Genomic DNA, 24265 nt, shown 5'->3' on the forward strand with positions numbered 1-24265 from the left:
TATAAAAACCACAGCCTGCAAAAGCTAACTGGAGATTAAGTCTGGATTGGGATACTTGCGGAAAGGCTGTGGTTTTGTGTTTCGTCAATCTTTAATGTTCATAAAGGATTTAACGGATTTCACTATTCTTGGAGTTATGATCCTTATAGCAATATTTGGATTTTTTGTCGATAGGCCTGCTTTTAAAAGGCAAGGACTCATCAAGGATGCCAAAATCACATCCATCATCAGCATTGTTTTGGTTGTATCAGCTGTAGCAATGGCTTTAGTAGCCAAAATAGTAAAGTAGATTTAAATTGAGGTGATACTTATGTTCCTGTTCGGTAAAAAGAAAAAAGCACAGGAAAATGAAAGAGAAAAAATTCAAAGCACAGACTCTCTTGAAGTCAATATAACCAAGGTTAAAGAACTCCTGAAGGATTGCGACGATGTAGTATACAAAGAATTTGTGGTAGGAGTGGAACAAAAACTGAGATTCACCGCTATCTATATAGATGGAATGATAGACACTCACAAGCTGAATAATGCTGTGCTCAATCCTTTGATGATCCAAGCGAGATATATACCGCCCGAAGCTCCCAAGCTATCGAATAAGCTCTATGAGCTGGTGCGCTACGGCACTATCCCCGCTTCGGAATTAAAGGAATCGGAGGATATAAATGAAGCAATACTGGATATTCTTATAGGTGATGCGGTGCTCTTTATCGACGGTATCAGAACCTTGATAACCATAAGCGTCAAGGGCTGGCCTGCGAGAAGCATAGACGAACCCTCTACAGAAGCGGTCATACGAGGACCCAGAGACGGCTTTGTAGAAACCTTCAGAATGAATACTGCGCTGGTCAGAAGAAGGATCAGGGACCATAAGCTGAAGCTGAAGCAGCTCAGGATAGGCAGAAGGAGCCAGACGGATGTAGGGGTATTCTATATAGAAGACATAGCCAAAGCGGAATTGGTGGATGAAGTATTCAGAAGGCTTAAAAGCATAGAGATAGATGCAATATTAGACAGCGGCTACATAGAGCAGCTCATAGAGGATGATCCTTATTCGCCCTTTCCGCAGATACTGGCCTCCGAAAGGCCGGATGAGGCGGCTGCGGAGCTGTATGAGGGGCGCGTAGTTATTCTGGTGGACAATTCTCCTTTCTGCCTTATAATGCCCGCTACCCTAAACAGCATGTTCCAATCCCCTGAGGATTATTATGACAGATGGATCATCGCCACTGTGCTGAGAACGATAAGGTACGCTGCAAGCCTTATTGCCATGGTACTCCCATCACTCTATATAGCCCTTACTTCATATAATACCGGCATACTTCCGACCAAGCTGATTTTATCCATAGCGGCCTCAAGAGAGGGCGTGCCCTTTCCTGCACTGGTAGAAGCCTTCGTAATGGAGGGAACGCTGGAGCTGCTTAGAGAAGCCGGAATAAGACTTCCCGTATCTATAGGCAATGCCATAGGTATTGTAGGCGGTCTGGTAATAGGTGAGGCAGCAGTCAGAGCAGGCATAGTAAGCCCCATAATGGTAATAATCGTTGCCATAACCGCAATCGCGTCCTTTGCCAATCCAAGCTATAATCTGAGCGTAGGCTTCAGGCTGCTGAGGTTCAGTTTGATGGTAATATCGGGAATATTGGGCTTATACGGCCTGGCGTTGGGGCTGATAATGATATTTACCCATATGGCACGGTTAAAATGCTTCAATGTGCCATACTTGACGCCTTATGTGGCCGTGGAGCCAGGTGATTTCAAGGATACCATATACAGGGCTCCCACATACAAGATGATCAAAAGGCCACCTCTTACCTCCAAAAATGTAGTCAGGATGAGAAACAACAGGCCTGTTATAGATGATAAAGCCAAAGGAGGCACGAAGGATGATAAGAGACAATGATGTCATAAGCCCTTATCAAATAGCTATGATAACTATTATGACAATAGTCGGGGTAGGCATATTTTCACTGCCCTCACAGCTGGCTAAAACCGCCGGCACCGATGCCTGGTTTATTATTATAATAGGCGGCATCATAAACATGATAGCGCTATATATTATATTGGTCCTGGCCAATAGATTTCCGGGCAGGACTTTTTCTGAATTCACAGGCGAAATAATAGGCAAGGTCCCCGCTATTTTGCTTAATCTTATATATGCCGCATACTTTGCAATCTTTATAGCTTATGAGGCTCGCTTATTAAATGAGGTCGTAAAAGTGTTTCTTCTATTCAGAACACCCTCTGAGGTCATAATAATAAGCCTTATTTTGGTATGCACCTATGCGGTAAGGGGAGGGGTAGAATGCATAGGAAGGGTCATGGAGCTATTCTTTCCTGTTCTCTTCATACCTTTGTTTTTCATACTGCTTCCCGGCATGGCAGGATTTAAAATGACAAATATGCTGCCTGTTTTTCAGGATATCCCTTCCAAGATATTGCTCTCTATCCCTATCATGTCCTTGAGCTTTGCCGGCTATGAAGTACTGCTTTTTTATATCGGCTTTATGGATAAACCCAATAAATCTTATCTAAGCGCTCCAATTGCTATGGCTTTCATAACACTATCCTATGTAGTGATCACCGTACTGTGTTTTTCCGTATATGGTGAAAATCTGATAAAAGAATTACAGTGGCCTCTTCTCGGATATGTTAGATCCATAAATTTGCCCGGGCTTTTTATAGAAAGGCTTGATGGTGTGATGCTAGGCATATGGGTTTTTACCGTGTTTACCACAATGATATCCTTCTATTTTGCCCTTACTTACTCATTGTCAAAAATTTTTGGCGCAAGCGAGCAAAAGCAATTTGTTCTGCCCATGGTGCCTTTAATATATTATATTGCTTTGATTCCGGATAATGTTGCTCAGATAAACAGGTATGCAACATATGTATTCCAGTATTTTGGAAGGATACTTATATTCATAGTCCCTCTGATGCTGCTTATCATAGCCAAGCTCAGGAAGAAGGGAGGCATAAAGGCATGAAAAAGCGGAAGCTGATCTCATTGATACTCCTTTGCACTATAGCCCTCACCGGCTGCTGGGACAAGATTGAAATAGATGAAAGGTCCTTTGTATTGTCTCTGGGAGTTGATAAGGCACCTGAAGAGGCCGGAAGCCCGAACAAATATTTATTGACCTTTGTCAACCCTGACACGGCTAAGGCAGAAGAAGGGAAAGTTCTCGACTTTGTAACCTATGATACTGTTGCTGCCTCCTACAACGCAGGTGTTGCTAATCTTCTGCAGCGGTTTTCGAAGGTTCACAGCTATGATCATACCAAGGTGCTTATATTGGGGGAGGAACTATTGAAGAATGCGGACCTTGTAAAGGATATTCTCGATGCCTTCGGCAGAGGCCATCAGTTCAATTCCAGCATGCTGGTATATATGACAACGGGCAAGGCTGCCGATATATTTAAGATCAGGCCCAAGATGAGAAGCCTTTTGGCCTATTATATCACAGGCATAGCAGATAACGAAAAATTGGTAGCGCGGATAGGAAGCTCCACTTTTCTGGAGTTTACGAAGCAGCTTGCCGATAACAACGGAGATGCGGTCATACCCGACCTGTCCCCTTCCGCAGATGGATTGACCACTCAATATTTGGGCATAATGAAGGATTACAAGCACACAGGCCACTTGAATGAAATAGAGACGGTAGCGTATAAATGGCTCAATGGCAAAGCAAAAGGCGGAGTCATAGAAATAAGTAATAACACCTGCTCATATCCCTTTACCTATTTCACCTTCAAAAGGAGGATAAATCTGGATAAGGTGGAGAAAGGTAAAATTTATCTCACTTACAACTTGGAGACGGAGGGCTCTATGGAAGAGTACACGATTGCAAGCAGTCTTATGGACGAAGAAAAGCTGAAAGAATTTGAAAAGAAATTGGAGAATATCATAGAGATGGATTGTAAAGATCTGATAAAAAAGATGCAGGAGGAATACGCGGTTGATCTGCTGGGAGTCAGAGAGTATCTGTACAAGTATCATACGAAGCTGTATAAAAGCATAGAAAAGGATTTTGAAGAATTCTTCCAGAGAGATGTAGTGATAAATGTCAAGGCTGATGTAAAGATCAGGAGGATAGGAAAATCACAATAATAAGGGATAAACTGTATAGCAAGGCAATCTGGTGGTTATAATGTAATTGTAGGGAACGCATTGCATGCGCTCGGCAGATGGTGTGCCAAAACGCCATTGCCCTAGTTCTCGAAACTCGATACATATACACCTGAAAGGAGGATTCGCATGAAATATAAAATCATAGCCTTTATACTGCTTGCCTTCTTCATATACGGCATGCTCATGAATTTGCATATTAACGAGGACTCCATTCTAGGAGATATCAAGGATAAAATAATAAGGCTTCATGTAGTTGCCAACAGTGATTCTCCTGAAGATCAAGCTTTAAAGCTTCAGATAAGAGACGTAATAATAAAAGAACTGGAACCAAAGCTTAAGAGCCTGAAAAATCAAGATGAAGTAAAAAAGCTCATATGCGATAACATGGAAGAGCTGAGAAAAGCTTCGGAAGAGGAAATGCAAAGACTGGGCAAAAATTTTCCTATAGATATTGAACTGGGTACATTTGAATTCCCTACCAGGGTTTATGGACCGCTGACCTTCCCTGCCGGCTCCTATCAAGCACTAAATGTAAAGATAGGTACGGCTCAAGGCAAAAATTGGTGGTGTGTCATGTTTCCACCCTTATGCTTTGTGGATATAGCCCAGGGAGTGGTCTCCGATAAAGCCATAGAGGATTTTAAGGAAGTGCTGAATGAGGAAGAGCTGGAGCTTTTAAGGTCCGGAGAAAGAGACGGCAAGAAAACTGTAAAAGTAAAGTTCAAGCTGGTTGAGATGGCCAAGGATTTGAATAAGAATATAGCAAAGATAATCAAAGCAACAGACGGAGTTCAGAACTCAGAGCTCAAAACTCAGGGCTCAGGAGATTAGGGTATTTCTTGCTATGAAAGCCCAGCTTCGTTGTCATCCTGAGGGCTTTGCCCGAAGGATCTAATTTAAGATTCTTCAGTCGCTTTGCTCCTTCAGAATGACAGGAAATGCTTCCGTTCATCACTGAACTAACCCGCTCTAAGACCCCCGCCTCTATAGGCGGCGGGTGCCAAGAGCGGCTAAGTCCAGTATGGACTCGACTAACATTCAGTGGGGGTTGAATCCCCCTCTGAATGAAGTCTCGTTCAACGTGGCACTGGTACCGCATGGAAATTCTGAACGCAGTGAAGAATCTTGTGTATTCCTCTTGGGTTCAGTGCAAATCCGTGTTTCCCGTCCCCAAGACCCCAGAGGAATACACTGATGCCATAGGCTAGCAGCTAGAAGCCACTAGCCTATGGCTCATACATTATTTATTGTGAAGCATTTCGTGGCTATCCTCGCTCATGTTTTTATAAAGAGATATAATTGAAGGATTTTCCTCAGAAGTCTTGATCTGAGATACTCTGTCTACTTTATAAAGGCCTTTTGCTCTCTCTTCCTTTGATAGAGCACAGCTTGCCAGAGGCTGGCCGGCGCCGCCAATGCAGCCTCCCGGACATGCCATTACCTCTACAAAATCATATTCCACCTCCCCGTTTTGTATGGATTTGATGAGCCTGTTGGCGTTCTCAAGGCCGTTAACTATGGCTAGCTTGATGATTTTACCATCCAGATCCACCTGGGTTTCCTTTATGCCTTCCATACCTCTTACATCATCGAAGGACAGGCTTTTTAAGTGCAAAGCGGTCTTGTGCTGATACAATCTTCTTAAAACTGCTTCCGATACTCCGCCGGTCACGCCGAATATCACGCCGGCGCCGCTGGCCATACCGAAGGGCATATCAAAGGAATCAGGCTCCAATTCGCTAAATTGCAAACCGGTTTCCTTTATCATCATGATCAATTCCTGAGTAGTGATCACCACATCTACATCCTTTTCGCCGGAATTTGAAAACTCAGGCCTTTTAGCTTCATATTTCTTGGCCGTGCAAGGCATTATCGAAACTATAAAGGTAGACCTTTCATGCCCCGAGCCTCTATAATGCTGCTTGACAACAGAGCCGAACATTTGCTGAGGTGAACGGCAGCTCGAAATATTGTCCAGAAGTTCCGGATATCTGTTCTCGGCATGTTTCACCCATGCGGGGCAGCAGGAAGTAAATAATGGCAGCTTCCCTCCGGATGATAATCTTTCGGCAAATTCCTTGCTCTCTTCCATGACTGTAAGGTCAGCGGCAAAAGCCGTATCATATACTTCATCAAAGCCAAGCCTGTGAAGCGCTGCTACAATTTTGCCAGTTACCGCCTCTCCGGGCTCAAGGCCAAAGGCCTCGCCCAGAGCCACCCTCACTGCAGGAGCTATTTGAGCTACAACCCTTTTCTTTTTATCATATAAGGCTTTCCATATCTCGTCCGTATCATTTTTTATAAGCAAAGCGCCTGTGGGGCAAACCGTAATGCACTGGCCGCAGTTTACGCAATCAACCTCTCCAAGCTCCTTATTGAAGGCAGGAACGATCTTAATATTTGAGCCCCTATTGGCAAAACCAAGAACGCCCACACCTTGTACTTCCTCGCACATTCTCACACAGTCTCCGCACATGATGCATTTATTTGGATCCCTTACCACAGAGGTACTGCTGCTATCAATGGGAAGCTTTCCATTTTTGGTATCAAACCTGACCTGCCTTACTCCAAAACGTCTTGCCAATTCCTGGAGCTTGCACTGATTGTTTTTCTCACATACGGTGCAATCGCGATGATGACTGGACAGCAGCAGCTCCAAAATCATACGCCTGTGCTTCTGAAGTTTGGGTGTGTTGGTGAAGATCTCCATGCCATCCTTAGGAGGGGTTGAACAGGATGTAGATATACCCCCCCACTTGTCTTCCACTATGCACATTCTGCAAGCCCCATAAACGCTGAGATCAGAATGGTAGCAGAAAGTAGGGAGTTCTATGCCGGCTTTTCTTATGACTTCCAGGACATGCTGCTCTCCGTCAAATTGAACCTTTTGACCATCAATTATCATAGTACCCTTCATGACTAAACCTCCTTAATAGCAGAAAATGGACAAATCTTTATGCATGCACCGCATTTTATGCACTTGCTCGCATTTATTCTAAAGGGCTCCTTCAGCTTGCCCTCTATAGCGCTTACGGGACAAGACTTTGCACATTTGCTGCAGCCCTTGCACAATTCTTTTTTTATAGCTATGGTTTTCAAAGCCTTGCATGTTCCTGTAGGACATCTCTTGTCCACCACATGAGCAATATATTCATCTCTGAAATGCTTCAAAGTGCTTACCACAGGGTTGGAAGCTGTTTTGCCCAAGCCGCACAAGGCAGTCTCGCTTATGGTATCTGCCAATTCCTCCAGCAGAGCAAGGTCCTCCAAGGAGCCCTTGCCTTCCACTATGCGTTCCAGTATATCCAGCATGGTCTTTGTTCCTACTCTGCAAGGCACGCATTTGCCGCAGGACTCATTCTGTGTAAAATTCATAAAGAATCTTGCAACCTCTACCATGCAGGTATCTTCATCCATGACCACCAGGCCGCCGGAGCCTATCATAGCTCCTTCCTTTTTCAATGAATCAAAATCCAGGGGCATATCGAGATGCTCTTCAGTGAGGCAAGCTCCCGAAGGGCCGCCTATTTGAACCGCCTTGAATTTTTTACCGCCTTTTATGCCGCCGCCGCTCTCAAAGATCACATCTCTTAAGGTAGCTCCCATGGGTACTTCGATCAACCCTGTATTGTTTACATTTCCCGTAACGGCAAAGGCTTTTGTACCGGGGCTCTTTTGAGTCCCTATGGTCTTAAACCAGCCGCTTCCGTTGTTCAGTATGCTGGGTACATTGGCGAAGGTCTCAACGTTGTTCAGCACTGTAGGCTTGCCCCAAAGTCCGGCTTCTACCGTTCTGGGAGGCTTAACCCTCGGCATACCTCTTTCACCCTCTATGGAAGTCGTAAGAGCGCTTCCTTCACCGCAAACAAATGCTCCGGCTCCCTGGTTTATGTGGATATCAAAGCTGAAACCCGAATTTAATATGTTTTCTCCCAAAAGGCCGTATTTGCGGGCGCTTTCCAGAGCAAGATTCAATCTCTTAACAGCCAGAGGATATTCCGCTCTCACATATACATATCCCTCTGTGCTGCGGGTAGCGACGGCTGCAATAAGCATGCCTTCTATTATTCTATGAGAGTCCCCCTCCATAAGGCTTCTGTCCATGAAAGCTCCCGGGTCTCCCTCATCTCCGTTGCATACCACATATTTGACAGGACTATTCTGAGACAATACTTGAAACCATTTTTTGCCCGTTGGAAATCCGCCGCCGCCTCTCCCCCTCAAGCCCGAATCAGAAATTTCCTGGCATATATCTTCCGGCTCCATATCGAAAACGGCCTTATAGAAAGCCTTATATCCGCCTTTAGCTATATATTCCTTTATAGACTCTGCATCAATATGTCCGCAATGTTCAAGAACCAATCTTGTCTGATTCTTGTAAAAAGGTATGGATTCCTGCTGCGGATATATTTCCCCGTTCTGGGAATACATCAATCTCACGATGGGAATACCGTTTATGATCGTTTCATTTACAATCTCTTCGCAATCCTCCAGCCTGACCTGCAAATACAGAAGATTATCAGGCTCGATCCTTACCAAAGGACCCATCTCGCAAAAACCATGACAGCCGCTTTTAGTCACGCCTATACCGCAGTTATCCTCTGTAAACTCAATTTCAGCCAAAAGCCCTTTGGCCTCTATAAGGCTTTTAATCTTTTCATAGATTTCTATGGAGCCGCTGGATACGCATCCTGTTCCGGCGCATATCAGAACCTTTTTGCTCTGCCTTTGGAGAGCTTCCTCACACAGCTTGAAAAATTCCTTAAAATCTGCTTTATTGCGCAACTTCATGTAAAGCTTCCTCCTTCAGAGTATTTAATATTTCTGTAACCGCATCAGGAGTCATTTTAGCGTATACCTTGTCGTTTATTGTGATCACAGGGGCAAGTCCGCAGGCTCCCAAGCAGGATACTGTTTCTACGGTAAACATAAGGTCGTCTGTGGTGTGTTTTTTATCGCTCAGGTGAAGATTGTCTCTTAATGCATTAAGTATGGGAATTGATTTTCTCACATGACAGGCAGTGCCATCGCAAACTCTGATTATATATCTGCCTTTAGGCTCCAGGGAAAAGTTTTCGTAGAAGGTTGCCACGCTGTACACCTTTGCAGGAGTGATCTCCATTTGAGCTGCTATGTATTTCAATATGTCTTCGGGCAAATATCTGTATTCCTTCTGTACTTCCTGCAAGATAGCTATCAATGCGGATTTTCTTTTGTTGTGCTTTCTTAGGATTTCATTGACATTTTCCAGTTGACGGGTTGTCATAAACATTCCTCCAATCAGCGAATAATAGCAGAGCTATATTATGATACAAATTGTTAAATATTTAACATTATATCCTAACCTTAGGTATAAGTCAATCTGTTTTGAGGTATTCCTACTATTCAGTAAATACAGACAATTCAAAATACAGAAGCATTCAATCCAGGATGCGATAAGGGGGATGTAAATATTAAAAAAACATATTATTTTCCATATTAGTGTTAAAAATATAACAATATTTTGCTGGCAAAATCTATGAAAAAATAAACAACATAAAATAACCTTCTCCTGCAAAAAATAGATTAAAACAGCAGGAGGTGTTTTTATGTTGATGAAGTTTTTGAAGAAATATAAATTTATAGTTATCGGAGCATTTTCAGCAGCCATTATTTCAGGGCTTCTCTATTCCGGATACTTGGTAAACCCATTCAGGTACGGAATGGAAACGATACTGCTCAAATGGGGCTCAACAGGGGATTACGTATATGTAGTTCAGGATAAGCTCAAACGATGGGGCTATTATAACGGCAACATCGATGGAATATACGGCACTGCAACCCGCCAGGCAGTATTGAACTTTCAGAGAAAGAACGGCCTGAGAGCAGACGGTATAGTGGGCGATGAGACAGCAAGAGCCCTGGGCATGAACGTACCTCCGGAATCCAGCTCTTCTTCAGGAGGAGGAAGTTCAAAAGGCAATGAAGTATATACCTTGGCCCAATGCATACATGGCGAAGCCAGAGGTGAGCCATACATAGGCCAGGTTGCTGTAGGCGGTGTAATAATGAACAGGATTAGAAGCCCTCTTTTCCCCAACACCATAGCCGGTGTTATATTTCAGCCGGGTGCGTTTAGCGCCGTGGATGACGGCCAGATGTTCCAGCCGCCCGGAGATACTGCCTTGAAGGCTGCTCAGGATGCTATAAACGGCTGGGACCCTTCGGGAGGGGCACTCTATTATTATAACCCCGCAAAGGCCACCAGCAGTTGGATTTGGTCCAGACCTGTCATAAAAGTAATAGGCAAGCACTATTTTGCCCGATAGGAGGTGGAAGGTATGGAAGAAAAGCGTAAGGAAGATAATCATGCAGATGAAAGAGAGAAGGAGTACAGGCGCAATTTAAATATATGGAGAGGTCTGACCTTGGCACTGGCCATCGCTCTTATCGGGGCGGGAGGCTACGGATATAGGATATATACCCAGAGGAATGAGTATAAGACCTTTCTTCAGAATCAATATCAAAGATCCTTCAGAGATATGGTGCAGGAAGTGGAGAATTTGAAAGTGCTGTTGGATAAGTCTGAAGTCACTGCCAGCAATGTACAGAGCAACCAGCTGATGAATCAGATATGGAAATGCGGCTATTCGGCATCCCAAAGCCTCAGCCAGATCCCCATATCTCAAGGAGTTCTGGAGAAAACCCATAAATTTTTAAATCAGGTATCGGATTTCAGCCTGTCCATATCAAGGGAAAATGCTGCCAATAAGCTGATGAACCAGGATCAGCAAAACTTGCTGTCAAAGCTCAACACCCATGCGGCAAGCCTTACAAAAGAGCTTAGAACTATGCAGGCGGATATAAACAAAGGGAAGATACAATTTGGAGAAATAGCTCAAAAAGGTCCCTTTTATCTGAAAAAGACTCCGGGGAATGCTACAGATACACAATTCGGCACCTTAGAGAAACGATTCACCGAATATCCGTCCATGATTTATGACGGACCCTTTTCCGATAACGTGGTAGATGGAAAGCCTAAGGGCCTGGAATCGGAAAAGGATATTGATATGAACGCCGCCCAGGAGAAGGCGAAGAAGTTTGTCGACGGTCAGAAGGCAGGCAAGATTGTTGAGGCAAGCTCCGGCAAGGGCAAAATCAACACCTTCGGCCTTGAGATAATACCAAAGGATGGAGATAGAAGCAAATCTATATCCATTGATATAACTAAAAAAGGCGGCCATGTCCTTTGGATGCTGGACCCCAGGGTGGTAAACGAGAAAAAGCTTACAGATGAGCAGGCTATGGAAAAGGCAAAAACCTTCTTGAAGGCTCAGAACTTTGGGAATCTGGAGGAAACCTACTATTATAAAAATGACAACACCATCACGGTGACCTTTGTGGCCTTAGAAGGAAACGGGGTATTGGTATATCCGGATCAGATGAAGGTGAAGATCGCCCTGGATAATGGTGATATCGTAGGTTTTGACGCTTATCCCTATCTTATGGCCCATCACCAGAGAAACATCGCAAAACCGGCCATAACAGAGGCTCAAGCCCGGGCAAAGGTGAGCAGCAAAGTTCAGATAAACCGGGTAAGGCTGGCGATAATACCAATGCCGGGAGACAGAGAGCAGCTCTGCTATGAATTCAAGGGAATATATAACGGAGCCGATTACTTCATATATATAAATGCGGACAACGGCAACGAAGAAAACATATTGCGCATCATCAAAGAGGCCAACGGTATATTGACGCAATAGGGTAGATAGGATTCAGGGCTCAGAACTCAGAGCTCAGGAGGACAGAGAACACGGATTAATACGGAAATCCTATGGATTTTCACGGAGGGGATTTTGAACGAGATCATTCAGCGATAAATATAAAAAACGTAAAGCGTGTATTATACACGTCATCCTGAACGGAAGTGAAGGATCTGAACCTATAGGAATACTTAAGCCTATAACAAAAGCATTTCCTGTCATTGTTATGAAAAACCCGCTTTCTTGTCATCCTGAGGGCTGCGCCCGAAGGATCTAATTTGAGATTCTTCGAGCTGTGCTCTCAGAATGACCAGATATGTTTTCGTTTATCGTGGTGCGGATAACGCGTAGTAATTCTGAAGGAGCAAAGCCTTCAGGATGACAGCTAAGCAAGACTTTTATAACAATGGCGCAGTTAAGGCAAGAGAAACCCTTCCGCCCTCTATGACTCCGGCGGCATGAAAAATTTACATGTGTAAATAAATTAATACAGGAGAAAATATAAATACAGCCTAAAAAAACAGGAGGTGCGGCCATGAGCAGAAAAGGCCTTATGTCTGAGCAACTTAAATATGAAATTGCCAGAGAACTAGGAGTAGACCATATCGTGAGCTCGCAGGGCTGGGGAGGAGTCTCTTCAAGAGACTGCGGCAATATCGTAGCTAAGGCTATAGAAATTGCCAACGGAAAAGTTGGCGGCAGGTAACAGTCAAAGCAAAATAGGCGGTGGGAAATTCTCACCGTCTATTATTGTTTTTATGGCAAAATTTTTCCTACAATATGACAGAATCATATGCTATAATGTTTACAAATCATGCAAAGAGAATGTGAACAAGCTTTAGATGATGATATGTTGAAAGCTATTACCTGTTTAGTACAAGGAGCAGTTTGGCAAGGCTAGGCTGCTTTTTTCATAAAAGAGCCAATAGAGAGTGGTTCTCAGCGGCTCAAAGAAAGGATGATACGATGGCGCAAAAGCTTATCAGGCTTAAAGGAAATACATATTATATAGACAGTGCTGTAAACATAGGGATAATAAGTGACGGCAGCGGCAGGGCGGTTATAGTGGACACAGGTCTGGATGATGATATGGGGCGAAGGATATTAAAGCTGATGGGAGAGGAAGGCCTCGTACCTTCGGCTATAATCAACACTCACTCTCACGCAGACCACTGCGGAGGCAATAGCTTCATATCAAAAAGAACCCCGGTGCCCATTTATGCATCCGCTTTTGAAAAGGCGTTGATTGAAAATCCTCTATTGGAGCCTTTCTATCTTTTCTCGGCTGCTCCGCCAAAAGATATGAAGAATAAGTTCCTTATGGCAAAGGATAGCATCGTAAATCATATTATAGTAGAAGGAGAAATACAGATTCGGGGCATAAACCTTAAAATAGTGCCCCTAAACGGCCACTCTCCCGGTATGATAGGCATTGCGACAGATGATGATGTCCTATTTGTCGCAGATGCCCTGTTTTCCTTAAACATATTGGAGAAATACGGATTGGCATATTTTACAGATATAAAAAATACAATAAACACCCTTGAATATTTAAAAAGCTTAAAGTATGATTATTTTGTCCCCAGCCATGGAGAAATACTGGAGGACCCCATGCCCACCATTGAAGCCAATATAGCGAGGATTGACGAAATCGCATCCCAAATAGCTGATTTCTGCTGCGAGTACAGATCAAGGGAAGAAATCACGGCATATATGGCAGCTTGCTATAATATAAAGCTGAATATGGGGCAATATTATCTGACCTCATCAACGGTATCTGCATTCCTATCATATATGACAGATGAAGGGATTTTGAAAGCGGAAATTCTGGGAAACAATCTGAGGTGGATAAGGATTTAGTAGAAACGAAAGGATTTGATATACATGGCAAAAGCACTGGCGCTTATGTCCGGCGGTCTCGACAGCGTATTGGCGGCGAAGATAATCGCGGATCAAGGCATTGAAGTAACAGGTCTTTGCTTCAAATCGGCTTTTTTCGGCAGCAAAAACGCGGAGAGAATGGCAGCACAAATAGACATACCCCTTATGGTCGTTGATTTTACCGACGAGCACCTGGAGATGACCAAGCAGCCGAAGCATGGCTATGGCAAGAACATGAACCCCTGCATAGACTGCCACGCTATGATGCTTAACTATGCAGGCAAAATTATGGAGGAGCAGGGCTATGATTTCCTTATAACAGGTGAAGTTCTAAACCAAAGACCCATGTCACAAAATTATAAGGCTCTTCAAACCGTAAAGGAAGAGTCGGGCTATGAGAACAAGATATTGAGGCCTCTGAGTGCCCTGAACCTTCAGCCTACAGAGATGGAACTAAGCGGTATGGTGGATAGGAACAGGCTCTTAGGCTTTAACGGAAAGACGAGAAAGCCTCAGATGGCTCTGGCAGAAAAGCTGGGCATAGTGGAATATCCAAGCCCTGCAGGAGGCTGCAGCCTTACCGAGCCTAATTTTGCAGGCAGGCTGAAGGATTTATACGAACATGACAAAGAAAATACTGACAGAAGCGATATAGATCTGCTGAGGGTCGGCAGGCATTTCCGCCTTACAGATAAGGCAAAAGCCATCAGCACCAGAAATGAAGAGGAATATAAAGCACTGTGGGAGCGTATCACAGATGATATGCTGATCTTCGATACCGCAGATTACAGCGGATCTACCGTTGCACTTAAAGCATCCGGGGGACATGAGCCTACAGCGGATGAAATTCAATCTGCCGCTGCAATAGCGGCCCGTTACAGCAAAGCAAGAGAAGAGGAAGAGGTACTGGTAAAGTACAAAAAGCCTAAAGACGAGAAATATGAGCACATCAGGGTAAAACCGGCAGAGGACCGGGAGCTGGCAAATCTTATGCTGTAATGTGGAGGTAAATCATGGATAGACGACCTATTGGCGTATTTGACTCAGGGATAGGCGGACTGACGGTTGTAAAAGAAATAATGGAAGTTCTGCCCGATGAAGATATCATATATTTTGGAGATACTGCACGAGTTCCCTATGGCAGCAAATCCAAAGAAACGGTTATAAAGTTTTCCTTCCAGTGCATCAGGTTTTTGCTGGAAAAGGGAGTAAAGGCAATAGTGATAGCCTGCAACACGGCAAGCTCTGCCGCTTTGGATGTGGCTCAGCAGAGCTTTGATATACCCATAGTAGGGGTGGTGGAACCCGGAGCGGTAACTGCCTGCAGAGTGACAAGGACCAACAAAATAGGAATAATAGGAACGGAGGGCACTGTTTCCAGCGGGGCCTATGAGAAGGCGATATACCGGATAGACAACAGCGTAAACATGGTGCTCAAAGCCTGCCCGCTGTTCGTGCCTATAGCGGAAGAGGGCTGGCAGGATACGGACATCGCAAGGCTGACTGCCTTAAGATACTTGTCGGATCTGAGAGACAGCGGAATAGATGCACTTGTGATGGCCTGCACCCATTATCCCCTTATGGAAAAGACCATAGAGGAAGTCATGGGAACGGATATCAGACTGGTAAACCCGGCATACGAAACCGCTAAGGTGCTTGAGACTATGATAAATTCCAACGGCCTGAAAAATGAAAGGCCGCGCCAGGCTGAATACAAATACTATGTGAGCGACAACCCGGTAAAGTTCAAGAAGGTAGGAGAAAATTTCCTGCATAAGCCCGTGGGCTGGGTAGAGAAAATAGATATAGAAAAGTATTAACAGGGCTCAGGATTCAGAGCTCAGAACTCAGGAGAGACGGGGAACACGGATTGGTACGGAATTTTGCACTGAAGGCACGGTGGATTACTTTTCCCTAAACTGTGTCATTGTTATAAAAATCTTGCTTAATTGTCATCCTGAAGGCTTTGCCTGAAGGATCTTATTTAAGATTCTTCAGTCGCTTTGCTCCTTCAGAATGACAGGAAATGCTTTCCGTTATAGGTTAAAGTAGTACTATAGGGCTTCAGATCCTTCACTTCCGTTTACAACGATTATAAAGATTTAGATTTTCATCAGTGAAATTTTGTGCTCTTCCGTGTCTTTCAGTGGTTCCCGTTTTCCCAAGACCCATAAGGAATACCCTGGCCCTCGTAACTCTTTTATTTGACTCAAAAGAGCAATATGATATAATGAAAACAGCAGGTAATATATACCTGCTAATTATAAACCCTATGTGCCGAATAATTGGCAAATAAAAATTTGAATAAATGTGGAGGTGGCTAATGATGATAGACTCTCTCTTTAAGGAGAATATTGAGGAGATATTGGACCACATTGATGATGGCATACACATTGTAGACAGCTCGGGAAAGATAATCTATTACAATAAATTTGCCGCAGATCTGGACGCCATAAACCCTGAGGAGGCTATCGGCCGCCACATACTTGAAATATATCCCTCTCTCACCGCAGAAACCAGCACTATCATGAAAGTAATAAAAAACGGCAGCCCCATACTGAATCATCAGCAATCCTTCAGAAATTACAGAGGTCAGGTGATAACCACCATCAACACCACCATACCCATAAAATCCGGCAGAAAAATAATTGGCGCTGTAGAAATATCCAAGGACATAACCGAAGTGAAGAAACTGTCGGAGCGGGTTGTAGACCTCCAGGCAGAGCTTTTGAAAGAAGCCAACCACACAAGAAAAAAGGACGGCAGCGGGGCAGTATATAATTTCGCAGACATAATCGGAATAACAGATGTCATGCTGAAGCTGAAAAAGGATGCCCTGTCCGTATCCAATTCCCCTTCGCCGGTAATGGTCTATGGAGAAACGGGCACGGGCAAGGAGCTTCTGGTTCACGCCATACATAACGCAAGTCCAAGGCGTAATAAACCCTTCATAGCCCAAAATTGCGCTGCCATACCGGATACCCTGCTGGAAAGCATACTATTTGGCACGGTAAAGGGAAGCTTTACGGGAGCCGAAAACAGGCCCGGCTTGTTTGAATTGGCCAGCGGAGGCACCCTTTTCCTTGATGAAATAAACTCCATGTCCACCAACCTCCAGGCAAAGCTTTTGAGAGTGCTGCAGGATAATAATGTGCGGAGAGTGGGAGACACCAAGGTGACACATGTGGATGTGAGGATTATGACTGCCATCGGTACAGACCCAAGAGAAGCCCTGGCAAACAGGTATATAAGAGATGATCTTTTTTACAGACTGAGCGTTATTTCTCTCAGAATGCCTCCTCTCAGGGAGCGGTATGATGACATTACGGTCCTTTCCAAATTTTTTATAGAAAAATACAATAAGATATTGGGCAAGAACATCAAGGGCTTAACTGCAAGCGCTATGGAATTTTTCATGTCCTATCCCTGGCACGGCAATGTCAGAGAGCTTGAGCATGCCATAGAAGGAGCGATGAATATGGCAGAGGGGGATGAGATCACTCCCAAGTCCCTGCCTCATTATCTCCAGGATATTTATATCAAGAATAGATCCAGGATAAAGAGAGCCGAGATAAAGCCTTTGACAGAAACGATAAACAAAGTGGAGAGCATCATGATCCATAAGGCCATGCAAAGAACCGGAGGAAATATTACGAGAGCTGCAGAAATGCTTGAAGTGCCTCGCCAAACTCTTCAATATAAAATAAGCAAATATGGAATCAAAATATAAAGCCTAAATTTCGGCATTATAAATGGAGCAAATCAGCTTAGCATAGCTATTTGCCCCTTTTTTAATCTGGCATAGTTTTTGCAACGTAGTATAAAAGAACATTACAAGGAATACTTAAGCTAATTTTACTGCAATAATCCGTTGTCCTTACTGATATAAGAGTGCATTGTGAAGGGGCTTAGAGTTTGTTAGCGCAGTATAGGAAAAGTTGCGTCAACTGTTTGAGCCAAAGCGAGTTTTGACGCAACCCTATGCAAGCTTACAAAGTCTTAGTCTCGGAGCTTAGGCAATCGTTATCAGTAAGCACAACAGAGATTTGTAAATCAAAAAATTATCAATAATAGGAGGAATATTATGTTAAAAGGATGCAAATACGGTACACACAGGGTTATTGAACCGAAGGGAGTATTGCCCCAGCCTGCAAAGAAAATCGATAACAACATGGATGTTCTCTATGATAATGAAATTCTGATAAATGTACAGACACTAAATATAGATTCAGCTAGCTTCACACAGATAGAGGAACAGGCTGGCGGCAATGAAGAAAAAATCGCTGAGATCATGAAGGGAATAGTAGCAGAGAGAGGCAAGCATCAGAACCCTGTAACAGGCTCCGGCGGAATGCTTATAGGTACGGTAGAAAAGATAGGTGAAGCCTTGGAAGGAAAGACAGATCTAAAGATTGGGGACAAGATCGCCACTTTGGTTTCTTTGTCGCTCACACCGCTCAGAATAGACAAGATAAAAGAGATAAGAAAAGATATCGATCAGGTTGATATAGAAGGAAAAGCCATATTATTCGAAAGCGGCATCTATTCCAAGATTCCTACAGATATGCCTGAAAAACTGGTGCTTTCTGCGCTTGACGTAGCAGGAGCTCCGGCACAGGTAGCAAGACTTGTTAAACCGGGAGATACGGTGCTCATCATAGGTGCCGGCGGCAAATCAGGCATGCTCTGCTGCTACGAAGCAAAGAAGAGAGCAGGGGTTACAGGTAAAGTAATAGGACTGTGCCACAGCCAGAAGAGCACCGAAAGACTTCAGAAGCTGGGTTTCTGCGATATAGTATTTTCAGCTAATGCCCAGTCACCGACAGAAGTGATGAATAAGGTTGCAGAATATACAAACGGACAAATGGCGGACATAACCATCAATAACGTAAACGTTCCGGATACGGAAATGACCAGCATACTCAGCACAAAGAATACAGGCCTGGTATATTTCTTCAGCATGGCTACCAGCTTTACAAAGGCAGCTTTGGGAGCAGAAGGCGTAGGCAGCGATGTGACGATGATAATAGGCAACGGCTATACAAAAGGACATGCAGACATAACACTGCAGCTGCTCAGAGAATCCGAAGCCCTAAGGAACATTTTCACCGAACTGTACGCCTAATTAATAGAACTCAGGATCAAGAGCTCAGAACTCAGGAGCTAGGGTCACGAGTTCAGGGCTAAAGAAACGGGAAACACGGGAAGGCACTGAAGAACACGAAATTTCACTGAAGGAGTCTGAAGCTCTATAATCATTGTATAAGTATCATATAATATTGTCATTGCTATAAAAGTCCGGCTTCACTGTCATCCTGAAGGCTTTGCCTGAAGGATCTTACTTAAGATTCTTCACTCGCTTTGCTTCTTCAGAATGACAGGAAATGAAAGTCTTCAGAATGACGAAGTTAAGGAAAAAGAAACCCTTACGTGCAAATACGTGTTCCCCGTCCTCTAGGCTCCAAAAGGACTACCCCAAAAATAAAAGGAGGTTTGTTTCATGAGGCATTATAATGAAATAGAATTGTGGAAGGATGTCACTCCGGAACAATGGAACGACTGGAAATGGCAGGTTTCAAACAGGATCACAAAAGTTGAAGACTTAAAAAAAGTAATAAACATCACCCCTGAAGAAGAGGAAGGCATACATGAATGCCTGAAGACCTTGAGAATGGCCATTACACCCTATTATGCTTCTCTGATGGATCCGAATGATCCCAATTGTCCTATCAGGAAGCAGGCTGTTCCGACAAATTTTGAGCTTCATAAAGCAGAAGCAGACCTGCTGGACCCACTCCATGAAGACGAAGACTCACCGACTCCCGGGCTTACCCACAGATATCCGGACAGAGTGCTCCTCCTTATAACAGACCAGTGCTCCATGTATTGCAGGCACTGCACAAGGAGAAGATTTGCAGGGCAGCATGATAATGCACAGCCTATGGAAAGAATAGATAAAGCCATAGAATACATCAGAAATACTCCTGTGGTAAGAGACGTATTGCTCTCCGGCGGGGACTGCCTATTGATAAAGGATGATGTTCTGGAATACATCATAAGAAAGCTTAGGGAGATACCTCATGTAGAGATAGTAAGGCTCGGCTCCAGGACTCCTGTGGTCATGCCCCAGAGAGTAACGCCCGAATTGGTAAATATGCTGAAAAAATATCATCCGATTTGGCTTAATACGCATTTTAACCATCCCAAGGAAATCACTCCCGAAAGCGCAAAAGCATGTGCCATGCTGGCTGATGCAGGGATACCCCTCGGCAATCAATCCGTTCTGCTAAGAGGAGTAAACGATTGCGTTCATATTATGAGAGACCTGGTTCATGAATTGGTAAAGATCAGAGTAAGACCATATTATATATATCAGTGCGATTTATCCTTTGGCATAGAGCATTTCAGAACTACTGTTTCAAAGGGTATAGAGATAATAGAGGGCTTGAGAGGCCATACCTCCGGCTTCTGCGTACCCACCTTCGTTGTTGATGCACCCGGCGGCGGCGGAAAGACTCCGGTAATGCCTCAGTATGTCGTATCTCAGAGCAAGCAGAAGGTGATCCTGAGAAACTTTGAAGGCGTAATAACCACCTATACAGAGCCGGAATATATTGAAGGACCATGCAATTGTGAGGTCTGCAAGAAGGAAAGAGAAGATAAGCTCAGCGGCGTAGCCGGACTTCTCCAGGGCAATGCTATGAACCTGGAACCTACCGAAATGCTGAGAAAAGAAAGAGCAAAACTTAGACAGAAATAAGAGGAAACGGGGAACGGAGAACACAGATTTTCACGGAGGGATGAGGCAAAGGCTTCTGCTATTGTCATCCTGAACAAAGTGAAGGATCTGAGACCATATAGGAATACTTAAGCCTATTTAGCTTGGTCATGCTCGGAATGACTCAGTTAAGGGAAAAAGAAACCTTTTCGTGTTTTTCTGTGAAAAATTCCGTGTCTTTCCGTGGTTTTCAAAAAAAGACCCGAAAGGAATGCTGAAATGAAACTTATCGATCTTATCTATCCATCCAACAGAATAGTTTCCATAGTAGGCACCAGCAAGAATGCGGGCAAAACCGTCACCTTAAATGAGATCATCGCCCAGGCCGGAGACAGGGGCATATCGCTTGCCCTTATCTCCACCGGCAGGGACGGCGAAAGGCGCGATGTGCTCACAGAGACGGAGAAGCCGCCTGTTTTTGTGAGGAAGGGGACCATAGTCACCACTGTGGAAAATGCCATAAAGCCTGAGTATGCAGGCATAGAGATATTCTCCGTAACCGACTACAACACACCGATGGGAAGGGTTGTAATAGGCAAGGCCGTGGAGGACGGATATGTAGAAATATCCGGGCCTTACTCCTCCCGCACCATAAAGAGCATGTGCGAGGATATGATGGCTTTCGGCGCAAAGCTTGTCCTGATAGACGGATCCCTGGACAGGAGGGCATCTGCGGCGCCCTTTGTTTCTGACGGCACCATATTGGCTACGGGAGCAGCCTTAGCCAGATCTCAGGATTTGGTAATAGATAAGACAATGCATATAATAAATACCTACTCCATACCCAGCGTGGAAAGAGGGGAGATCAGGGATCTGGCCCGGGAAATAATGGAAGAGGGCAAGACCGGCCTGATAAACGAGGACTTATCAATAACTTATGTGGACACCCTCACTTCTTTGAGGAGCGGAAGTCTCATCGCCGGATACCTGACAGACAGCACCAGGTATGTGGTGCTTTCCGGTTCGGCTACCACTGATACCATAAAGGATATTATGCAAAATGCCAGGGGCGAGATACAAATTTTGGTGAAGGATGGGACCCGGGTTTTCATCCCCCAAAGAGACCTTCATATGCTGCAAAAGATGGGCCTGCAGCTGAAGGTTGTGGATGCCATAAATATCATCGCGGTCACTGTAAATCCGTACTCCCCCGAAGGCTACTATTTTGAAGCATTGACCTTCCTGGAAAACATGAGAAGGGCAGTGCCGGACATCCCGGTATTTGATGTGATGCAGGGAGGAAGCGGCTATGATTATTAATAAAAGATCTTACAAAGCTTTGGATATAGAAAGAGTGCTTGGCGATCTGCACCCAATAACCCCTTTTGGCATGAAATTTAAAAGCCTTATGAAGCCTTATGAGAGGGAAGATGCAAAAGCTCTTTTTGAAGAATTGGATCGGATAGAAAAAATAAAAGAGCTTGTAGATACTCAAAGGGCTGTCTTCGTGGAGATCAGGACCTACATGCGGGGCATTAAGGATATAAGAAAATCTGTTGAGAGATGTATAGAAGGCGGAGTTTTGAACTCCGTAGAATTTTTCGAGATAAAAAATCTCATATCCATCATGCGATCCATATCTCAAAGCCAATCATTCCTTCATTGGGAAATACCCGAAAAGTTTAGAGTAGATGTGCTGGAAGAGGTTGAAAGGCTTTTGGATCCTGAGAGCTGCGGATTGAAAACCTTTTACATATATGACTGCTATTCTCCTGAATTAAGAGATTTGCGGGCTTCCAGGGCCAAGGCCGAGTATGTTCTGGAAGAAATAAGGCAGGCAAAAACCCGCGAAATAGAGAAGGAAACCGGTTTAAAGCTGAGATCTACCGGTGACATAACCATAAGCCGCAATCAGATAGATCTGATCAAAAAGCTGCTGGATTATCCTAAGCTTCAAGTCTTTTCAGAAACATATATAAACGTGACCTTCAGAGTGAGGCCTGACGAAGGTATGATGGCCTTGCTCAAGGATATCGAAAGTCTGAAAGATAAAGAAGCCATCGAGGAAATGAAGGTTTTGGAGGATCTATCCCAGAAGGTCGCATCCCGGGGCGGGATCATTCTAAGGAACATTGATGCCATAGGGCATTTTGACCTGCTTATCGCAAAAGCTTATCTTGCCATAGCTATGAACGGAGTGAAGCCGGTCATATCGGAAAAGACATGCTGCATGATAAAAATGGGCAGGCATCCGGTAGTAGAAGCAGGTTTGAAGAAAAAAGGCAAGGTATTTACACCCATAAGCGTTAACCTTGGACAGGGCGCTGCAGTCATCACCGGGGCAAATATGGGTGGCAAAACAGTGTCTTTGAAGATGGTGGGGCTTCTTATGGCAATGCTGCAGTATGGATTATTCGTACCTGCAGAATATATGGAAGCAAGCCTCTGCGACTTTATTTTCATATCTGCAGGAGATGAACAATCCCTTGACTCCGGGCTGTCAACCTTCGGAGCTGAAATGCAGGGCATCAAGGAAATGCTCGATATGTCTGATCGACATGGCTTGATACTCATTGATGAGCTGGCCAGGGGTACAAATCCAAGGGAGGGCTATGCCATATCTTACGGAATCATAAGCTATTTAATGGAAAAACCTTGTATAACCCTAATCACCACTCACTTTGACGGCCTGATCAGAGAAGGCGTCAAGCACCTGCAGGTCAAGGGCCTTAGAAATGTAGATTATGACAAACTGGGTGATCCGGATATCATCTCTCAATACATGGATTATTCCTTGGTTGAAATAATAGGTAATACAGGAGTGCCTAAGGATGCCATAAATATTTCACGGCTTATCGGTGTGCCCGAAGCAATCCTAAAAGAAGCAGAAAGTATATTAGAGTCGCCGGTCACCAGTCACTAGTCGCTGGGATTAGGGCGGCGAGCTCCGGGTCAAAGGTTACAGAGAACACTGAAAGACACCGGAGGGAGATCTGTTTCATGTCATTGTTATGAAAGACCGGCTTTCTTGTCATCCTGAGGGCTGCGCCCGAAGGATCTAATTTGAGATTCTTCGAGCTGTGCTCTCAGAATGACCAGATATGTTTTCGTTTATCATGGTGCGGATAACGCGTAGTCATTCTGAATGGAACGCAGTGAAATGAAGAATCTCATAGAAAGGTGATTGCATGTACTACGTATATATACTGACAAATTATTCAAATAAGGTACTTTATACAGGAGTAACCAATAATCTTGAGAGGCGTGTATATGAACATAAAAACAAGCTCGTCAAGGGTTTTACAGAAAAATATAATGTTCATAAGTTAGTATATTTTGATAGTACTACTGATGTAAAAGTTGCAATTGCAAGGGAAAAGCAGATTAAGGGTTGGACACGCCTAAAAAAGATTGAGTTAATAGAGAGTATGAATCCGGAATGGAAGGATTTATCAGAGGACTTTTGGAGCTAGATTCTTCGCTGCCGCTCAGAATGACGCTTGCGCTTCTGCTATCCAAAGTATTGTCCTATTGCATGTCATCCTGAGTGAGGCACGAACGAAGGATCTCAGACCCGAAAGGAATACCCAATAATCACGTAGGATAGATTCTTCGCTACCGCTCAGAATTAGCATGTGGTACCCACACTACGATAAACGAAAACATTTCCTGTCATTCTGAAGGAGCAAAGCGACTGAAGAATCTTAAATTAGATCCTTCAGGCAAAGCCTTCAGGATGACAATGGAGAATAACTTTAGCAATTAGTTTCCGTGACAATCCGTGTTCCCCGTATTCCT

Annotated in this window: 20 protein-coding genes; 17 read left to right on the forward strand and 3 right to left on the reverse strand. The window is 44.1% G+C overall.

Annotation, left to right across the window (positions count from 1 at the left end; genetic code table 11):
* The first annotated feature begins 76 nt into the window (after positions 1 to 76).
* From LJD61_RS05910 to spoIIR, 5 genes are all read left to right on the forward strand, one after another.
* Positions 77 to 289, forward strand: a complete 213-nt coding sequence (locus LJD61_RS05910; protein ID WP_255226596.1) for a CLC_0170 family protein — start codon at positions 77 to 79, stop codon at positions 287 to 289.
* A 21-nt stretch (positions 290 to 310) separates the two neighbouring features.
* Positions 311 to 1897: a spore germination protein gene (locus LJD61_RS05915; protein WP_255226597.1), complete on the forward strand. Its 1587-nt coding sequence runs from the start codon at positions 311 to 313 to the stop codon at positions 1895 to 1897.
* Positions 1881 to 2981 (forward strand): GerAB/ArcD/ProY family transporter, encoded by a 1101-nt coding sequence (locus LJD61_RS05920; RefSeq protein WP_255226598.1) that lies wholly within the window; start codon positions 1881 to 1883, stop codon positions 2979 to 2981. Before LJD61_RS05915 ends, LJD61_RS05920 begins: the two co-directional genes overlap by 17 nt.
* Positions 2978 to 4105 (forward strand): Ger(x)C family spore germination protein, encoded by a 1128-nt coding sequence (locus LJD61_RS05925; protein ID WP_255226599.1) that lies wholly within the window; start codon positions 2978 to 2980, stop codon positions 4103 to 4105. Before LJD61_RS05920 ends, LJD61_RS05925 begins: the two co-directional genes overlap by 4 nt.
* Positions 4106 to 4252: 147 nt before the next feature.
* Positions 4253 to 4957: a stage II sporulation protein R gene (gene spoIIR, locus LJD61_RS05930; RefSeq protein ID WP_255226600.1), complete on the forward strand. Its 705-nt coding sequence runs from the start codon at positions 4253 to 4255 to the stop codon at positions 4955 to 4957.
* 409 nt (positions 4958 to 5366) lie between these two features.
* Here the strand turns inward: spoIIR and LJD61_RS05935 are convergent, their stop codons facing one another.
* Genes LJD61_RS05935 through LJD61_RS05945 form a run of 3 tightly spaced genes read right to left on the reverse strand, consistent with a single transcriptional unit; the run spans position 5367 to position 9392 of the window.
* Positions 5367 to 7043: a 2Fe-2S iron-sulfur cluster binding domain-containing protein gene (locus LJD61_RS05935; RefSeq protein ID WP_255226601.1), complete on the reverse strand. Its 1677-nt coding sequence runs from the start codon at positions 7041 to 7043 to the stop codon at positions 5367 to 5369.
* Positions 7044 to 7045: 2 nt separating this feature from the next.
* Positions 7046 to 8917 (reverse strand): NADH-ubiquinone oxidoreductase-F iron-sulfur binding region domain-containing protein, encoded by a 1872-nt coding sequence (locus LJD61_RS05940; RefSeq protein WP_255226602.1) that lies wholly within the window; start codon positions 8915 to 8917, stop codon positions 7046 to 7048.
* Entirely contained in the window at positions 8901 to 9392 is a 492-nt protein-coding gene (locus tag LJD61_RS05945) for a complex I 24 kDa subunit family protein (protein WP_255226603.1), read from the reverse strand. The genes LJD61_RS05940 and LJD61_RS05945 overlap by 17 nt, the downstream gene beginning before the upstream one ends.
* Before the next feature lie 328 nt (positions 9393 to 9720).
* On the opposite strand from LJD61_RS05945, the gene sleB reads away from it, so the two are divergent.
* The 12 genes from sleB (at position 9721) to LJD61_RS06005 (ending at position 23940) form a co-directional block, all read left to right on the forward strand.
* On the forward strand, positions 9721 to 10434 hold the full coding sequence (gene sleB / locus LJD61_RS05950) for a spore cortex-lytic enzyme (protein ID WP_255226692.1): 714 nt from the start codon (positions 9721 to 9723) through the stop codon (positions 10432 to 10434).
* Positions 10435 to 10446: 12 nt separating this feature from the next.
* A complete protein-coding gene (ypeB, locus tag LJD61_RS05955; protein WP_255226604.1) occupies positions 10447 to 11868 on the forward strand; it encodes a germination protein YpeB in 1422 nt (473 codons plus the stop codon).
* Positions 11869 to 12403: 535 nt separating this feature from the next.
* Positions 12404 to 12574 (forward strand): small, acid-soluble spore protein, alpha/beta type, encoded by a 171-nt coding sequence (locus LJD61_RS05960; RefSeq protein ID WP_255226605.1) that lies wholly within the window; start codon positions 12404 to 12406, stop codon positions 12572 to 12574.
* A gap of 182 nt (positions 12575 to 12756) precedes the next feature.
* Entirely contained in the window at positions 12757 to 13728 is a 972-nt protein-coding gene (locus LJD61_RS05965; protein WP_255226606.1) for an MBL fold metallo-hydrolase, read from the forward strand.
* A 24-nt stretch (positions 13729 to 13752) separates the two neighbouring features.
* Positions 13753 to 14748, forward strand: a complete 996-nt coding sequence (locus tag LJD61_RS05970) for a tRNA 4-thiouridine(8) synthase ThiI (protein WP_255226607.1) — start codon at positions 13753 to 13755, stop codon at positions 14746 to 14748.
* Between the two features lie 14 nt (positions 14749 to 14762).
* Positions 14763 to 15569: a glutamate racemase gene (gene murI / locus LJD61_RS05975; RefSeq protein ID WP_255226608.1), complete on the forward strand. Its 807-nt coding sequence runs from the start codon at positions 14763 to 14765 to the stop codon at positions 15567 to 15569.
* A gap of 503 nt (positions 15570 to 16072) precedes the next feature.
* The gene (locus LJD61_RS05980; RefSeq protein ID WP_255226609.1) at positions 16073 to 17479 is read left to right on the forward strand and encodes a sigma-54 interaction domain-containing protein; all 1407 of its coding nucleotides are present in this window, start codon (positions 16073 to 16075) and stop codon (positions 17477 to 17479) included.
* 354 nt (positions 17480 to 17833) lie between these two features.
* Entirely contained in the window at positions 17834 to 18874 is a 1041-nt protein-coding gene (kdd, locus tag LJD61_RS05985; RefSeq protein ID WP_255226610.1) for an L-erythro-3,5-diaminohexanoate dehydrogenase, read from the forward strand.
* A gap of 375 nt (positions 18875 to 19249) precedes the next feature.
* Positions 19250 to 20509: a lysine 2,3-aminomutase gene (gene kamA / locus LJD61_RS05990; RefSeq protein WP_255226611.1), complete on the forward strand. Its 1260-nt coding sequence runs from the start codon at positions 19250 to 19252 to the stop codon at positions 20507 to 20509.
* Between the two features lie 237 nt (positions 20510 to 20746).
* Positions 20747 to 21787, forward strand: coding sequence for a lysine 5,6-aminomutase reactivase subunit KamB (gene kamB, locus LJD61_RS05995; protein ID WP_255226612.1), 1041 nt, complete (start codon positions 20747 to 20749; stop codon positions 21785 to 21787).
* Positions 21777 to 23390, forward strand: a complete 1614-nt coding sequence (kamC, locus tag LJD61_RS06000; protein ID WP_255226613.1) for a lysine 5,6-aminomutase reactivase ATPase KamC — start codon at positions 21777 to 21779, stop codon at positions 23388 to 23390. Before kamB ends, kamC begins: the two co-directional genes overlap by 11 nt.
* Before the next feature lie 265 nt (positions 23391 to 23655).
* On the forward strand, positions 23656 to 23940 hold the full coding sequence (locus tag LJD61_RS06005; protein WP_255226614.1) for a GIY-YIG nuclease family protein: 285 nt from the start codon (positions 23656 to 23658) through the stop codon (positions 23938 to 23940).
* The last annotated feature ends 325 nt before the right edge of the window (positions 23941 to 24265 follow it).

This window comes from Lutispora saccharofermentans, assembly GCF_024363565.1.
GTDB classification, from domain to species: Bacteria; Bacillota; Clostridia; order Lutisporales; family Lutisporaceae; genus Lutispora; species Lutispora saccharofermentans.

Bases quoted from the DNA above. Each gene is read 5' to 3' on its own strand.
- ypeB (WP_255226604.1), top strand. From the start codon at position 10,447: ATGGAAGAAAAGCGTAAGGAAGATAATCATGCAGATGAAAGAGAGAAG.
- LJD61_RS06005 (WP_255226614.1), top strand. From the start codon at position 23,656: ATGTACTACGTATATATACTGACAAATTATTCAAATAAGGTACTTTAT.
- LJD61_RS05920 (WP_255226598.1), top strand. From the start codon at position 1,881: ATGATAAGAGACAATGATGTCATAAGCCCTTATCAAATAGCTATGATA.
- LJD61_RS05925 (WP_255226599.1), top strand. From the start codon at position 2,978: ATGAAAAAGCGGAAGCTGATCTCATTGATACTCCTTTGCACTATAGCC.
- LJD61_RS05945 (WP_255226603.1), bottom strand. From the start codon at position 9,392: ATGACAACCCGTCAACTGGAAAATGTCAATGAAATCCTAAGAAAGCAC.
- kamC (WP_255226613.1), top strand. From the start codon at position 21,777: ATGATTATTAATAAAAGATCTTACAAAGCTTTGGATATAGAAAGAGTG.
- kamB (WP_255226612.1), top strand. From the start codon at position 20,747: ATGAAACTTATCGATCTTATCTATCCATCCAACAGAATAGTTTCCATA.
- LJD61_RS05960 (WP_255226605.1), top strand. From the start codon at position 12,404: ATGAGCAGAAAAGGCCTTATGTCTGAGCAACTTAAATATGAAATTGCC.
- murI (WP_255226608.1), top strand. From the start codon at position 14,763: ATGGATAGACGACCTATTGGCGTATTTGACTCAGGGATAGGCGGACTG.
- LJD61_RS05935 (WP_255226601.1), bottom strand. From the start codon at position 7,043: ATGAAGGGTACTATGATAATTGATGGTCAAAAGGTTCAATTTGACGGA.
- sleB (WP_255226692.1), top strand. From the start codon at position 9,721: ATGAAGTTTTTGAAGAAATATAAATTTATAGTTATCGGAGCATTTTCA.
- spoIIR (WP_255226600.1), top strand. From the start codon at position 4,253: ATGAAATATAAAATCATAGCCTTTATACTGCTTGCCTTCTTCATATAC.
- kdd (WP_255226610.1), top strand. From the start codon at position 17,834: ATGTTAAAAGGATGCAAATACGGTACACACAGGGTTATTGAACCGAAG.
- LJD61_RS05940 (WP_255226602.1), bottom strand. From the start codon at position 8,917: ATGAAGTTGCGCAATAAAGCAGATTTTAAGGAATTTTTCAAGCTGTGT.
- LJD61_RS05970 (WP_255226607.1), top strand. From the start codon at position 13,753: ATGGCAAAAGCACTGGCGCTTATGTCCGGCGGTCTCGACAGCGTATTG.
- LJD61_RS05980 (WP_255226609.1), top strand. From the start codon at position 16,073: ATGATGATAGACTCTCTCTTTAAGGAGAATATTGAGGAGATATTGGAC.
- kamA (WP_255226611.1), top strand. From the start codon at position 19,250: ATGAGGCATTATAATGAAATAGAATTGTGGAAGGATGTCACTCCGGAA.
- LJD61_RS05915 (WP_255226597.1), top strand. From the start codon at position 311: ATGTTCCTGTTCGGTAAAAAGAAAAAAGCACAGGAAAATGAAAGAGAA.